This window comes from Ilumatobacter sp., from assembly GCF_030065885.1.
GTDB lineage: Bacteria > Actinomycetota > Acidimicrobiia > Acidimicrobiales > Ilumatobacteraceae > Ilumatobacter.
The window spans coordinates 20,175-34,524 of the sequence record NZ_JASJCS010000059.1 but is presented as its reverse complement, the minus strand read 5'-3'; the positions used below and the strand labels follow the sequence as shown (position 1 = coordinate 34,524).

The 14,350-nt window shown below is 69.9% G+C and carries 10 protein-coding genes; 3 read left to right on the top strand and 7 right to left on the bottom strand.

The window, feature by feature from the left end; all coding sequences use genetic code 11:
• The coding region (hrpA, locus tag QNJ12_RS13435) for an ATP-dependent RNA helicase HrpA (RefSeq protein WP_300623219.1) at positions 1-3,321 on the top strand (3,321 nt) is incomplete at its 5' end.
• A 37-nt stretch (positions 3,322-3,358) separates the two neighbouring features.
• Positions 3,359-4,570, top strand: coding sequence for an MFS transporter (locus QNJ12_RS13430; protein WP_300623218.1), 1,212 nt, complete (start codon positions 3,359-3,361; stop codon positions 4,568-4,570).
• 10 nt (positions 4,571-4,580) lie between these two features.
• On the opposite strand, the gene QNJ12_RS13425 is transcribed toward QNJ12_RS13430, so the two are convergent.
• A complete protein-coding gene (locus QNJ12_RS13425; RefSeq protein WP_300623216.1) occupies positions 4,581-5,714 on the bottom strand; it encodes a hypothetical protein in 1,134 nt (377 codons plus the stop codon).
• Positions 5,715-5,776: 62 nt separating this feature from the next.
• On the opposite strand from QNJ12_RS13425, the gene QNJ12_RS13420 reads away from it, so the two are divergent.
• Positions 5,777-6,616, top strand: coding sequence for an antibiotic biosynthesis monooxygenase (locus tag QNJ12_RS13420; protein WP_300623215.1), 840 nt, complete (start codon positions 5,777-5,779; stop codon positions 6,614-6,616).
• A gap of 19 nt (positions 6,617-6,635) precedes the next feature.
• Here QNJ12_RS13420 and QNJ12_RS13415 read toward each other — a convergent pair whose 3' ends face one another.
• From QNJ12_RS13415 to QNJ12_RS13390, 6 genes are all read right to left on the bottom strand, one after another.
• The gene (locus QNJ12_RS13415) at positions 6,636-7,574 is read right to left on the bottom strand and encodes a nitronate monooxygenase family protein (protein WP_300623214.1); all 939 of its coding nucleotides are present in this window, start codon (positions 7,572-7,574) and stop codon (positions 6,636-6,638) included.
• Positions 7,575-7,750: 176 nt separating this feature from the next.
• The gene (locus QNJ12_RS13410) at positions 7,751-8,722 is read right to left on the bottom strand and encodes a carbohydrate ABC transporter permease (RefSeq protein WP_300623212.1); all 972 of its coding nucleotides are present in this window, start codon (positions 8,720-8,722) and stop codon (positions 7,751-7,753) included.
• A gap of 1 nt (position 8,723) precedes the next feature.
• Complete coding sequence (locus QNJ12_RS13405) at positions 8,724-10,820, bottom strand: carbohydrate ABC transporter permease (RefSeq protein ID WP_300623210.1); 2,097 nt, start codon at positions 10,818-10,820, stop codon at positions 8,724-8,726.
• Between the two features lie 183 nt (positions 10,821-11,003).
• Positions 11,004-12,392: an ABC transporter substrate-binding protein gene (locus QNJ12_RS13400; RefSeq protein WP_300623208.1), complete on the bottom strand. Its 1,389-nt coding sequence runs from the start codon at positions 12,390-12,392 to the stop codon at positions 11,004-11,006.
• A gap of 104 nt (positions 12,393-12,496) precedes the next feature.
• A complete protein-coding gene (locus QNJ12_RS13395; protein ID WP_300623207.1) occupies positions 12,497-12,973 on the bottom strand; it encodes an isoprenylcysteine carboxylmethyltransferase family protein in 477 nt (158 codons plus the stop codon).
• Entirely contained in the window at positions 12,973-14,337 is a 1,365-nt protein-coding gene (locus tag QNJ12_RS13390) for a CapA family protein (RefSeq protein ID WP_300623206.1), read from the bottom strand. Before QNJ12_RS13390 ends, QNJ12_RS13395 begins: the two co-directional genes overlap by 1 nt.
• Between the last annotated feature and the right edge of the window lie 13 nt (positions 14,338-14,350).

Sequence of the window (14,350 nt, the reverse complement as noted above, 5' to 3'; positions counted from 1 at the left end):
ATCATCGACGAGGCCCACGAGCGCAGCCTCAACATCGACTTCCTGCTCGGATACGTCAAGCGGTTGCTCCCCGAGCGGCCCGACCTGCGGGTGATCGTCACCTCGGCCACGATCGACACCGACCGGTTCGCCCGCCACTTCGCCGACGACGACGGCGAACCGGCACCGGTGTTCGTCGTCGAGGGCCGGACCTACCCGGTGGAGGTCCGCTACCGGGCGTTCGGGGCCGACAACGAGGACGATCCGAACGACCGGCGCGACCAGGTGCGCGCAGTGATCGATGCGATCGACGAGCTGGAGGCGGAGGGCGATGGGGACGTGCTCGTGTTCCTCAGCGGCGAACGCGAGATCCATGACATCGCGGATGCGTTGCGGCTGGAGCAGCGCTCGGGGCTCGAGGTGCTCCCGCTGTACGCACGGTTGTCGGCGGCCGAGCAGCACCGGATCTTCCGGTCCCACCGGGGGCGCCGGGTCGTGCTCTCGACGAACGTCGCCGAGACGTCGATCACGGTGCCGGGGGTCCGGTACGTCGTCGACGCAGGAACCGCCAGGATCTCGCGCTACAGCCGCCGGCTCAAGGTGCAGCGTCTCCCGATCGAGCCCGTGTCGCAGGCGTCCGCGGATCAGCGCGCCGGGCGCTGTGGCCGGGTGGCCCCCGGCGTCTGCATCCGGCTCTACCCGGAGACCGGCTATGCGGAGCGAAGCGAGTTCACCGAGCCCGAGATCCTTCGGACGAACCTCGCGTCCGTCATCCTGCAGATGACGGCCATCGGGCTGGGCGACGTCGACCGGTTTCCGTTCGTCGAGCCCCCCGACTCGGCCTCGATCCGCGACGGGTACCTGCTGCTCGACGAGCTCGGCGCGCTGGTGCCGGGTCGGATCGGCGCACCGCGGCAGCTGACGCCGATCGGCCGTCGCCTGGCGCGGCTCCCGATCGATCCGCGCCTGGGGCGCATGATCCTCGAAGCGGAGGAGCAGGGGTGCGTCCGCGAGGTGCTGGTCATCGCCGCCGCGCTGTCGATCCAGGACGTCCGCGAGCGACCGAAGGAGTCCCCCGAACGTGCGGCCGAGCTGCATCGGCGCTTCGATGTCGAGGGGTCGGATCTCCTGTCGATCGTCGCACTGTGGGACTACCTGCGCGAGCAGCAGCGCTCGATGTCGGGCAACCGGTTCCGCCGTCTGTGCCGCGACGAGCACCTCAACTACCTGCGCGTCCGCGAGTGGCGCGACCTGTACAGCCAGCTGCGTCAGGTCGCCGGCCAGATGAAGATCCGTCCGGGGGCCGACGAGGCTCACCCCGACCATGTGCATCGTGCGGTGCTCGCCGGGCTGCTGTCACACGTCGGCCAGCGCGACGGGGACGGTCGGGAGTTCCGCGGCGCCCGCGAGGCACGTTTCGTGATCGCGCCGGGCTCGACGCTCACGCGTCGCCCCCCGAGGTGGGTGATGGCTGCCGAGCTGGTCGAGACCAATCGGCTCTGGGCCCGGCGCGTCGCGGCGATCCAGCCGGAATGGGCCGAGTCACTCGCCGAACACCTGGTCAAGCGGTCGTATGGCGACCCGTGGTGGGATGCCCGGAGCGGGCGAGCCGTCATCGGCGAGTCGGTCACGTTGTACGGCCTGCCGATCGTGAGCAACCGCACGATCGCGCTCGGCAGGGTCGACGCTCGACTGGCGCGTGAGATGTTCATCCGGCACGCCCTCGTGGCCGGGGATTGGGACGCGCGCCACGAGTTCATGGGACGCAACGCCCGATTCGTCGAGCGGGTCCGGCTGCTCGAGGCGCGTGTCCGCCGGGCCGACCTGCTGGACGACGAGGCGCTCGTCGAGTTCTACGACGAGCGCCTCGGGGCGGACGTCGTGTCGGCGCGTCACTTCGCGACGTGGTGGAAGCAGGTGCGGCGTGACGACGCCGAGTTGCTCGACCTCACGCCGGCCGTGCTCGCCGATCGGCGGGGCATCGACCTCGCCGACTACCCCGACTCGTGGCGGATCAGCGACGCGACGTTCCCGGTCACGTACCGCTTCGAGCCGGGGACCGCCCTCGACGGCGCGACCGTTCAGGTGCCCCTGACGGCGCTGAACCAGATCGACGACCGGGGATTCGACTGGTTGATCCCTGGGTACCGCGACGAGCTCGCCGCACTCATGGTGCGTTCGCTGCCGAAGGAGGTCAGGCGCCATCTCATCCCGATGAACGACACGACGACGGCGGCCCTGCAGCGCATCGGCCCGCCGACCGGGGCGTTCGTCGACGCGCTGGCATCCGCGCTGTCCGAGGTGAGCGGCCACCCGGTGAGCAGCCGCGACTTCGATCCCGATCGCCTCCCACCACACCTGCGACTGCACATCGTGGTCGTCGATCACGACGGCGTGGTGGTCGATGCAGGCGATGACCTCGACGCGATCCGGGCCCGCCAGGCCGGCACGACGCGCTCGGCGCTGGCCGCAGCGACGCCGGTCGACGAACGGCGCGACATCGTGCGGTGGGACATCGGCCGGCTCGATCGGGTGGTCGAGCGGCGCGCCGACGGCGGCCACGTCGTCCGTGCGTACCCGACGCTGCTCGACCGCGGCGACAGCGTGTCGCTGCGAGTGGTCGACAACGAGGCCCTGCAGCAACGTGCGATGCGAGGTGGCGTTCGGCGTCTGCTGCTGATGGCGGCGGCGCCGACGACCTCGCGTGTCGAACGGTCGCTCGACCAGCAGGCGCAACTGGCGGTGGCGACCGCCGGCGTGCGGCTCGACGAACTGGCCGGCGACTGCATCGAAGCCGCGGTCGATGCCGTCATGGCGCGACGCGAGCTCCCCTGGGACGAAGGTGCGTTCGGCGAGCTCGAGCGCCTGGTGCGCACCGACACGCCCCAGCTCGCCGCCGACGCGCTGGCGGCAGCGGCCGACATCCTCGCCGCAGCCGAGCGCGTGCGGCGCCGCACCGCCTCGTTGACGGCCGATGCGCTGCGCCCGACGGTCGCCGACGCCGAGACCCACCTCGAACGCCTCGTCGCACCAGGGTTCGTGTGCCGGTCCGGCACCGACCGGTTGCCCGACGTGCACCGGTACGTGCGGGGCATCGAGCACCGGCTCGACCATCTCGCGGGCGACGTGCACCGCGACCGGCGCCGCATGGCGGATGTCCGCCCGATCGAGCGGGAGTACGCGATGGCCGTCGAGGGCCTCGACCGGGTCGGCGACGACGTGCGCGACCTCGCCTGGCTGCTCGAGGAGCTCAGGATGAGCGTGTTCGCCCAACCGCTGGGCGTCCACGGACCGGTCAGCGCGAAGCGGATCCGCCGCGAGCTCGCGCGGGTCGTCGGCTGACCCGTCGGCTCCCCGACGATCCCTCTATCGTCCGGAGATGCCGCACCACGAGCATGCCGTCGACTCACGGCGTGCCTGGTTGACCGTCGTCGCTGCGTTCGCGAGCTCGGCGGTCACCCTCGGGACGGCCTACAGCTTCGGCGCGTTCTTCGAGTCGATGAGCGAGGAGTTCGGGTCGGACGCGGGCGAGACCGCCGTGATCTTCGGCGTCACGACCTGGAGCTTCTTCTGGCTCAGCGTCGTCACCGGCCGGCTGACCGACCGCTTCGGGCCCCGCGTCGTGCTGGTGATCGGCGCGGTCAGCCTGTGCGCCGGCCTCCTGCTGACCAGCCGTGTCGACTCCATCGGCGCGGGGTACGTCACCTACGGCGCAGGCGTCGGGCTGGCCGCGGCGTGCGGCTACGTGCCGATGGTCGCGACCGTCGGTGGCTGGTTCCTGCGCCGTCGGGCGGTCGCCGTGGGGCTCGCGGTGGCCGGGATCGGTGCGGGCACCATGGTGCTGTCTCCGTTGTCGGCGGCGCTCATCGAACGGTACGGCTGGCGCGACACCTACGTGGTGTTCGGCATCGGCGGCGCTGCCGTGCTGCTCGCGTGCATCCCGCTCATGGACCGCCCACCCGGCGACGGCGGACCGCAACCCTCACGGTTCGGTGACGCACTCCGCAGCGCGGTCTTCCGCCGCATCCATCTCTCCGGCACGATGCTCGGCCTCGCGCTCTTCGTCCCGTTCGTCTTCGTCGGGCAGTACGCGAAGGACAACGGCGTCGGTTCGGTGCAGGCGGCGGTGCTGGTCGGCGTGTTGGGAGGCTCGAGCGTGCTGTCGCGGGTCGGCTTCGGCAGTCTGGTCCGCCGGTTCGGCTCGTTCCGCCTCTACCGAACCTGCTTCGCCATCCATCTCCTCAGCTTCTGCGTCTGGTTGGTCGCCGGTGACTCCTACCTGGTGCTGACCGCGTTCGTCCTCGTGCTCGGCGTGGGATACGGCGGGTTCGTGGCGCTGGGGCCGATCGTGATCTCCGACCGGATGGGTGTGATCGGGCTGGGTTCGATCCTCGGTCTGCTCTACACCGGTCCCGGTCTCGGCGGCCTGATCGGGCCACCCGTTGCCGGTTGGCTGATCGAGTCGACCGACGGGTACCGCTGGGCGATCGCGGGATGCGTGGCGGCGTCGCTGGCCGCCCTGTTGCTGCTCGCCGGCCTACCGGTCGACGAACGAGGGAGGATGATCAGGGCACCCGACGCACAGGGGTGACGCCTCGCCGTCAGCCACTCCGGACGTAGGCGAGGATCCGCTCGACGACCTCGTCCTCGTCGTCGGTCAGGGTGATCAGGTCGTGATACCCGTAGCCCTCGGCGAGCGACTCGAGCAGCGGCCACACGGGGCGGTGACGCGTCCAGTAGTCGACGCCGAGCAACACCATCGGCGCGGCCGGCCCGAAGCTCGCGTAGTGGTTCTGCGCGGCGTCCTGGAAGATCTCCTGGATGGTGCCGGCGCTGCCGGGGGCGAACACGACGCCGTGGGTCGCGACGGCCAGCAGTCCCTCCTCGCGGACGCTGTTGGCGAAGTACTTGGCGACCCTGGTGGCGAGTGCGGCAGGCGGCTCGTGGCCGTACATCCAGGTCGGGATGCCGACCGACTCGAAGCGTGCCGGATCGCCGAGCGGCCACCGGCGGCGGACCTCGAACGCTCGATGCAGCCAATCGCGGTCGGCGTACTCGCGATGCGGTGGGGCGCCTGGTGGCCGTGGCGCGAGCACGCCGAGTGCCCGCCCGAGCTCGTCGTCGTCGAAGTGGGCCATCCAGGCGCCGAGGTGGGTCGCCTCCATCGCGCCGGGTCCGCCTCCTGACAGCATGAGCCGGTCCTGGCGCGTCAGGTGCCGAGCGATGCGAGCGACGGTCGCGTACAGCGGGTCGGCCCGCTCGAGGCCGTGGCCGCCCATGATCGCGACCGGTCGCCGATCGGCGAGGAACTCGTGGAGCGCCTCGCTGATCGAGTGGTCGTGGAGCCGGCGGGCGAGGCTCTCGTCGATCCGATCGGGGTACTGCCGGCCGGTCGTCTCCCAGTGGCGGTACACGAGCGCGTCGTAGGTGGCGTCGTACCCGTCGGCCCGGACGGGGTCGAAGCCGGCGAACAGCTCGGCGGGGGTGTAGAGCTCGGCACGGTGAGCGGTGTAGGGCCGCTCGCCGTCGTCGCGGATGACGGTGGCGCCCGTGGTGGTGAGGAAGCCCGCCTGGGCGGGCGTCAGCACGCACGACAGGAACAGGCAGCCGTCGAAGCGGCCGGACTCGAAGCCGTCGACGTCGCGGAGATCGAGCGCCTGGAACGCAGCCGGCGGCCGATCGTCGCCCCGGCCGATCCACGCCCGGCAATCATCGATGGAGTCGATCTCGAGCATCGGCCACACCGTACCGACCCGGCCGGACCCAGGGCCGATGGGCGGGAGTAGCGTCGGGACGCATGTCAGCGATGTCCGGCCGCACGGTGCCGACCGTCGTCGTCGCACGCACGTCGGTGCCGGGCCGCGAACGCGAGTTCGAGCGATGGCTCCGGCGCCTCGCCGCGGCGGCCCGTGCCGCGCCGGGCCACCTCGGCGCCGATGTCCAGCCGCCGAACGACGTGCACCCCGGCGAGTGGGTGATCGTCTACCAGTTCGAGGACGCGACGTCGCGTGAGCGCTGGCTCGAATCGCCCGAGCGTCGTCGACTGCTCGACGAAGGCGCCGAGCTCGTCGACGGTGAGGCACGTGAGCAGGTCCTCGCGCTCGCCAGCGAGCAGGAATCGGTGACTGCGGTTGCGTCGTTCCGTGTGAAGCCCGGGCACGACCATCTGCTCGCCGACTTCCACACGCAGCTCGTCGATCGCCTGACCACGTTCCCCGGCTTCTTGCGCAGCGAGCTGTTCGAGCCGGTCCGGGGTGTACAGGACGAGACGGTCGTCGTGTTCTCGTTCGACACTCGCGCCCATCTCGACGCGTGGCTGGAGTCGGACATCCGGCGGGAGATGCTGGACGGCATCGACGAGTACGTCGACGCCCGCACGCTCAACGTGGTCGGCGGCTTCGGGGGCTGGTTCGGCGGACCGGGCGCCGTCGAGGTGAAGCGGTGGAAGCAGGCGACGGTCGTGTTGCTGGCGCTGTACCCGACCGCCCTCTTCTTGACGTTCCTCAGCCGCCAGTTCTGGCCCGACGTCTGGTGGGTGCTCGGCGTGCTGATCGGCAACGTGTTCGGGGTGATCATCCTCTCGTGGGCGCTCATGCCGTGGCTCACGCGCCTGCTCGCCGGCTGGCTCCGTCGTTGACGGCCCCGCCCGTGGCTGTTCAGCCCCGCAACCGCTCGACCACCTCGGCGAACTCGCGCACGGTGTCCGCGATGATGTCGGCGACCGGTCGCACGGCGTCGATGCGGCCGGCGACCTGCCCGCCGAGGGGGATCGCCGCCTCCATGTCGCCGCCGAAGTAGAGCGCCTGCGCGTCGCCGAACTGCCCGAAGACGTTGTCGGGGGAGTCGGCCAGGCGTGTCGTGCGCTCGGTGCGCAGTGCGCGCAGCGCCGGTGAGTGGCGCTGGTTGAGGAACAGGGTGTCGGTCTCGGTGGCGTCGACGATCGCCTGCTTCCAGTTGGTGTGGACCGGCGACTCGGCCGCCGACACCATCCGCGTACCCATCTGCACGCCCTCGGCGCCGAGCGCGAACGCGGCGGCCATGGTGGCGCCGTCGGTGATGCCGCCGGCGGCGATGATCGGCACGTCGACGCGCTCGCGCACCAGGGGCAGCAGCACCATCGTCGACACCGGCGTCGGGCTCTTGAACCCGCCGCCCTCGCCGCCCTCGACCACCAGTCCGTCGACGCCGGCGTCGACCGCCTTGAGCGCCGCTGCCAGCGTCGGCACGACGTGGTAGACGGTCAGGCCGGCATCCTTGAGCACCGAGGTGTACTTGGTCGGCGAGCCGGCCGACGTGGTGACGAACTGGACGTCCTGGTCGATCACGAACTCGGCGATCGCGGGGTCGCGGACGAACGCCTGGGCGATGTTGACACCGAACGGTCGGTCGGTGAGCTCGCGCATCTTGGCGATCTCGCCCTTGACCGCGTCGAGCTCGCCCGATGACGTCTCGATGATCCCGCACGCCCCCGCCTCGCACACCGCCGACGCCAGCTGCGAGCGAGCGATCCACCCCATCGGAGCCTGCACGATCGGAATCGCCACCCCCAGATCCCGCGAGACGCGATTGTCGAACGCAGTGGGCAGATCAGTCATGCAGCGAAGCTAGCGAGCGAGAAGGAACGCGCCCGATGCGAACCGGCGCGCTCGCGCCGAGAACGTGTCCGCTCCAGGGCGGGCTCGGCCCGCCCGGTCCCCACTCGCTCGCCACCGACTGCGCCCCATTCGGACCGAACGGAGCGAGGCGAAGCCGAGCGAGTGAGGCCGAGGAGTCAGCCCTTCACCGAGCCGGCGAGGATGCCCCGGACGAAGTAGCGCTGGAGGGCGAAGAACACCACCAGCGGCACGAACGCCTGGACGAAGGCTGCTGCGGGCAGCACGTGCTCGTTCCGTCCGAAGTCACCGGCCAGGTTGGCGATCAGGATCGTCGTCGGGATCGCGTCGGGGTTCGTGCCGACCATCGTGTTCGCGATCAGGAAGTCGTTCCAGGTCCACAGGAACTGGAAGATCGCGAACGCGGCGAGCACCGGCACCGACAGCGGCAGCACGAGTCGCCAGAAGATCGTGAAGTGGTCCGCACCGTCGATGCGGGCCGCCTCGAACACGTCCCGGGGAAGCCCGGAGATGTAGTTGTGGAGCAGGAAGATCGCGAACGGCATCGCGAAGCCGGTGTGGGTCAGCCACACCGAGGCAGCGGTGCCGTTGAGGTCCCAGTCGGGGACGATCGTGATCGTCTTGTCCAGGATCGGCAGCGTGTAGTGCGCGCCGCCGACGTACATCTGGAGCAGCGGGATCAGGGCCACCTGCAGCGGGATCGCGAGGAGCGACACCGTTGCGATGAACAGTCCCTTCCGGCCCTTGAAGTCGATCCAGGCGAACCCGTACGCGGCGAACGCCGCGACCGCGATCGGGATGATCGTGGCCGGGACGGCGATCGCCATCGAGTTCAGCAGCGAATCACCGAGGCTGGTGCTGGCGCTGGCCGTGAAGATCTCGTCGTAGTTGTCGAGCGTGAGATCGTCCGGGCGGAAGTCCCACCAGCCGGTGGCCCGCTGTGCGTCGCGGTTGCGCCAGCTGTTCACGAACAGGCCGATGGTCGGCAGGCTCCACACCAGCACGATCAGCCACAGCGCTGCGGTCGGGATGCCCCTGAGCACCTTGTAGATGCGGTCGACGATGCCGTTGCCACCCACCATGTCGGGGAGGGCGTCGACGTCGCGTCGTTCGGAGGTCAGAACGCTCATCTCAGATCTCCCTCTGCATGCGGCGGATGTTGAAGACCATGACCGGCAGGACCGAGACCAGGATCAGTACGGCGAGCGAGGCGCCGCGACCGATGTTGTTGAACTGGAACGCCTGCTGGAACATGTCGTTGGCGAGGACCTGGCTTCCGAAGTTGCCGTTGGTCATCACCTTCACGATGTCGTAGACCTTCATGACCAGCACGATCAGCGTCGTGACCACGACGCCGATCGTCGTGCCGATCTGCGGCAGGGTGACCCGCCAGAAGATCTGCGACGGCGTGGCGCCGTCGACTCGGGCCGCCTCGAGCAACTCGTCGGGCACGGCCTTGATCGCGGCCGAGAGGATGACCATCGAGAACCCGGTCTGGATCCAGATCAGCACGACCATCAACCAGAAGTTGTTGTACGGACCGTCCTGGACGAAGTTGATCGCTTGACCGCCGATCACCTCCCCGGTCTCCTCGTCGACGCGATGACCGCCGACGCCGGTACCGACGATCGCCCAGTACCGGATCAGGAACCAGCCGAGCAGCACGGCGACGACGCCGGGCATGAGCGCCCTGCCGTAGTTCTGGCTCACGAACGCTCGTGCGACCAGCGTCAGCGCGCCGACGAAGGCCAACGTGATGAGCAGGCCGACCACGACGCGGACGGCGTCGTCGCTGAGCCCGTTCCACACGACGTTCAACAGGATCACGGCGACCGGCGTCGCCACCAGCGCGATCGCGGCCCTGGGCCACTCGCGGTCCGAGGCGTAGTGCACGACGGCCACCAGCCCGCCGATGATGACCAGTGCGCTGAGCGCCGTCGCCTGGACGTCCTGCCCGGTCGACAATCGGCCGATGCCGACCCAGAGGGCGTTCATCACCCCGGTCTGCTCCTTGCTGGTGTCGCGGGCGACGTACATGAAGCGCCAGATCACCGAGGCACCGACCAGCGAGATCGCCATCGGCATGAAGATGATCGACTTGGCCACCCGCTCGAACTTGGCGTTGTCGGCGAGCACTGCGACCGCCAGGCCGAGGCCGGTCGAGAAGCTGGTCACCACGATCACCCACCAGAGGTTGTTGATGATCGTCCCTCGCAGCGCCGTGAAGGCACCGAAGGCGACGAACAGCCCGCCGAGCACGAGCGGTCCCATGCTGGGGCTGCCGAGCTCGACGACCTTGCCCGTGAGCTGGCGACCGCGGGTACCGAGGTACGCGAAGATCGCGAGGAGGCCGACGCCGATCAGGAACGGCCAGCTGGTGAACATGTTCGTCCAGTTGGACGTGTCCCAGCTGACGGGATCGGTGAACGTCGCCTCGTAGTTGTCGAAGCCGACCCCTTCCTCGCCCTTGTCGTCGAGGAACGACAGGTAGATCGTCCGGATCGCCGGCACGACGAGCGTGGCGAAGATGAACAGCAGAGCCGGGGCGAGGAAGATGACCCCACGCGAGCGCTGGTCGATCAGGCCGCGACGCTGCAGGTTCGGGTTGGTGTGCATCGCGAGCCGCAACCCGATCAGGGCGGCGGGCACGACCGCAGCGACGATCGCCCAGCCGACGTTGCCGTCGCCGAGGTCGGGCTGGCCGAACGCGCCGATCACCCAACCGAGTGCACCACCGACGAGGCCCCCGCCGATCGGCGGTTTGCCGCGCAGCAGCGACGCTCCGACGCCGAGACCGCCGAAGATGGCGATCCAGATGACGAGACCGCCGATCGAGACCTCCGGACGGTTCTCAGCACGCAGCAGGAGCCCGACCACGAGGCCGAGGCCGCCGAAGCCGCCGACGCCGATCGCGATGCGCCGCGTCGGGTCGTCGTTCTTGGCGAGGAGCAGTCCGAGCACGGCGGTGGCCGCCGCCGCGACGATCGGGAACCAGACCCAGGACCCGAACTCCGCGAGCGCGTTGTCCCCTTCTCCGGATCCCTCGATCAGCCGGTTGCCGCTGATGATCGCACCGATGACGAAGCCGGCGGCTCCGTAGACGATCGCATTGAAGCGATCCCAGTGTTCGCGCACCTGGTTGAAGACGAGATTCGCCCCGATCCAGATGACGGCGCTGCCGCCGACGGCGATCACCACGGTGATCAAGGTGCTGACGACCTTGCTCACGATGTCACCCACGTCGTGTACCCCCTCTGTTGTGTTGCCGACCTCGTCCCCGGTTGTCGCCCGGGCCCGAGGTCAGATCGTTTGCCCGAAAACCGCATCGGGGCACTGGCACCGTAGTGCCAGTGCCCCGAACGTGTCACCAGAGTCGGTGACGAAGGTTGTTGTTGATGATGACGACCCCGATCAGGTCGGCCAGGACGCTTCGATCGCGTCCGCAGCTTCCTGTGCGGTGACGTCGCCGTTGACCAGCGAGGTGCCCTGTGTCCAGAACGTACCGGCGCCGACATCGGCCGGCATCAGGTCGGAGGCGTCGAAGCGGACGATCTCGGCGCTTGCCAGGATCTCCAGGAACGACTGCTCGAGCGGCTGGAACACCGACGGGTCGACGCTCGGGTTGGCCGACAGGTAGCCGGAGAGGGCGGTACCGCCGCCCTTCAGCCCTGCCTGGGCGATCTGACGTGCCTCGGCGAACTCGGCCGACGACATGTGCGCAGCGAGTTCGTGGACCTCGGGACGCTCGTTGAACGCCGCGACCAGCACGCCTGCACCGAGCACCGGCTTGTCACCGTTGATGTCGGGGAAGTAGAAGACGTCGACCGCGCCCTCGGAGCCGTCCGCGAACGCCGTGCCCTCGGGGATGAAGGCCGAGTAGAACGACGCCTGGCGGTGCATGAAGCAGTCGCCGTCGACGAGCGGCTGGCCGTTGTCCTGGAACGCCGTCGCGGCGATCGTGCCGGAGCTGGCGAACACGTTGTCCTCGGTCCAGAGGTCGACGACGGTCTGCATCGTCTCGACGATCCGCGGATCGTTGAACGGGATGTCGTGGTTGACCCACTGGTCGTAGACGTCGGGACCGTGCTGGCGGAGGACCATGTCCTCGACCCAGTCGGTGTAGGTCCAACCGGTTGCCTGACCGGACTCGATGCCGACGCACAGAGGCTTCGGGCCACCGGCGGCTGCCATCGTCTCGACCAAGGCCGTGAACTCGTCGAACGTCGTCGGTACCTCGTAGCCGTTGGCCTCGAAGGCGGACGGCTGGTACCACACCAGCGACTTCAGGTCGGCCTTGGCGGGCACGCCGTACTGCACGCCGTCGACGATGCCGAACGCGTTCCACGATTCGGGCCAGTTGGCGTTGGATGCAGCGACCGCTTCATCGTTGAGCGGCACGACGAAGCCCTCACGGGCGAAGTCGGCGAGCTTGCCGGGCTGCGGGAACACCGAGAGGTCGGGCGGGTTGCCACCCTGCACCTGCGTGTTGATGTTGGCCTCCCAGTCGGCGTCGCCGATGTACGTGACCTCGAAGCCGTTCGCGTCGCCCCACTCGCCGAGGACCTGCTGCAGCGCACCGGCCTCGGACTCGTCACGCTCGGGACCGGTGACCAGGATCTCGCCGCCGGCTTCGGCGGGCGGATCGGTGGCCTCTGGTTCGTCAGGTGCGTCCGTCGTCTCGGTGTCGTCCTCCGCTGCTGTGTCAGACGTCGCTTCGTCGTCGTCATCGTCGCCACAGGCAGCTGCTACGACCGCGAAGGCCAGCAGCGGTGCCAGCAGCTTGAGCCGGCGTGATCTCATAGTTTCTCCCCTTGAGCTGGGCGGCGGGGGCCGCCCGATCTGGTTTGTTCACCCGTGGGCAGACGCCCACGTGCTTCTCACCTTGTCATGAAAACGCTTACAGGTCAAGCTGCCCGGCCACCCGGACGACGTGCCGCGCGCGGCACGAAACGGGGCGTCGACGCCGCGTATTCTGCGTACTCCGGGTACCTCTCGTGCAGGCGCCGCTCCTCCCACCGCGACTTCGCCTGGAAGAACACCGCGATCACAGCGGCAAGGGCGAGCGTCGCCCACCGCCCGCTCCGGATCGTGAGACCGAGGACGACGAGCAGCACACCGCTGTAGATCGGGTGTCGAGCGTGGCGGTAGAGGCCGTCGCGGCAGAGGCGGTCCGGGCGCGGTTCGGGCGTCGGTGTCAGGGCGGAGCCGAGCGAGCGGGCCGCAACGAGGCCGACGGTGGCGCCGGCGGCGACCGTGGCCCAGCCGAGCGCGCCGAGCCAGGTCGGCGTCGGCCAGTCCGATCCGTCGGGGACGAGCACCAGCGTGGCGAGCAGACCGAACTGCGTCGCGACGAGGAGCCAGCCGACCGCGCCGGGCGACATCAACCCGCCACCGGCGTCGATTCGGAGGGCTGGGCGGGCTCTGCGGGTTCGGCGCTCTCGACCGCCGGGAAGAAGTCGCCGAGGATCGCTTCGGTGCGCGCCCGCGAACGTTCGAGCCGACCACGCTGGCCGGCGGTGAGGTCGTCGCGGGCGAGCTCGGCGTCGACCTGGCGAACGACCCAGCCGGCATCCTTGTCGACCCAGGTCGGGTGGACCACCGGCCGGCCGACGGTGACGGCGCCGCCCGCTCCGACCGCCAGCTCGACCGTCACGACGACCGCGTCCTGCGTCGCTGCGGGCCAGCTGCTGTTGGTCGGGAGGTTCGACAAGATGTTGCCGAGCCCGAACACCACCCACGTGCCGTTGACCTGTTCGATCGGTTGCACGACGTGGGCGTGGTGGCCGACGATCAGGTCGAGCGTTCCGCCGGCCGTGAGCTCCTCGGCGATCCGGCGCTGCCACGACGTCACGCCGTGCACCCGCTCCGCGCCCCAATGCAGGCTCACCACGACGACGTGGGCGCCTCGCTCGCGGGCTGATGCGGCGTCGGCCAGGATGCGGTCGACGTCGATCAGGGCGGACCGCCACTCCTCGCCGTCAGGGAGCGAGAGGCCGTTGTAGCTCCAGGTGTACGACAGGTGCGAGACGCCGACGCCGCCGACGTCGACGACCTGCGGCTCGATCTCGGCGGGTGTGCGCGCCATGCCCGACTGCCCGATGCCGCGCGAGCCGAGGACCTCGACGGTCCGGTCGATGCCCTCGGGGCCACGATCGGCGGTGTGGTTGCTGGCGGTCGAGCAGCGGTCGTAGCCGGCGTCGGCGATCGCGTCGGCGATCTCGGCGGGCACGCCGTAGAACGGGAACGTCGTGAACTCCTCGCCCTCGGGAGCGATCGGGGTCTCGAGGTGGCACACGGCGACGTCGACCGGCTCGAGCAGCGGCGCCAGCTCGGCGAGCATCGGGCCGAAGTCGTGGCCGTCGCGGCCGGCGTCGGCGGCGTTCCTGGCCGCCCGTCGCCACAGCGGGCTGTGGGGCAGCGTGTCGCCGGTGAACGCCATCGTGATCGACCGAGGCCAGGGCGGCAGCGTCGTGGTGGTCGCGGTGACCGTCGTGGTCGCGGTGACCCCTGTGGTCGTGCTCGTCGCGGCCGTGGTCGCGCTGGTGGTCGTCGTCGTCGACGACTCGACAAGCGTGCTCGGCGGGTCGGCTCGCTTCGAGGCTGCGCCGAGCGCGGCTGGTTGCGGAGTCGTGGTCGTCGCCACCCGCGTCGGAGCGGCACCGGCGACCGGGCCGGCGCGCCGATCGTCGCCGGCGCACCCGGCCGCCACGAGGGCCAGGGTCGTGGCGAGCACGGCGCGCCGCATTCGACCAGCCTCG

Coding starts and splice junctions, on each gene's coding strand:
- QNJ12_RS13390 (WP_300623206.1), bottom strand. CDS start 14,337: ATGCGGCGCGCCGTGCTCGCCACGACCCTGGCCCTCGTGGCGGCCGGG.
- QNJ12_RS13415 (WP_300623214.1), bottom strand. CDS start 7,574: ATGACTGATCTGCCCACTGCGTTCGACAATCGCGTCTCGCGGGATCTG.
- QNJ12_RS13400 (WP_300623208.1), bottom strand. CDS start 12,392: ATGAGATCACGCCGGCTCAAGCTGCTGGCACCGCTGCTGGCCTTCGCG.
- QNJ12_RS13430 (WP_300623218.1), top strand. CDS start 3,359: ATGCCGCACCACGAGCATGCCGTCGACTCACGGCGTGCCTGGTTGACC.
- QNJ12_RS13395 (WP_300623207.1), bottom strand. CDS start 12,973: ATGTCGCCCGGCGCGGTCGGCTGGCTCCTCGTCGCGACGCAGTTCGGT.
- QNJ12_RS13410 (WP_300623212.1), bottom strand. CDS start 8,722: ATGAGCGTTCTGACCTCCGAACGACGCGACGTCGACGCCCTCCCCGAC.
- QNJ12_RS13425 (WP_300623216.1), bottom strand. CDS start 5,714: ATGCTCGAGATCGACTCCATCGATGATTGCCGGGCGTGGATCGGCCGG.
- QNJ12_RS13420 (WP_300623215.1), top strand. CDS start 5,777: ATGTCAGCGATGTCCGGCCGCACGGTGCCGACCGTCGTCGTCGCACGC.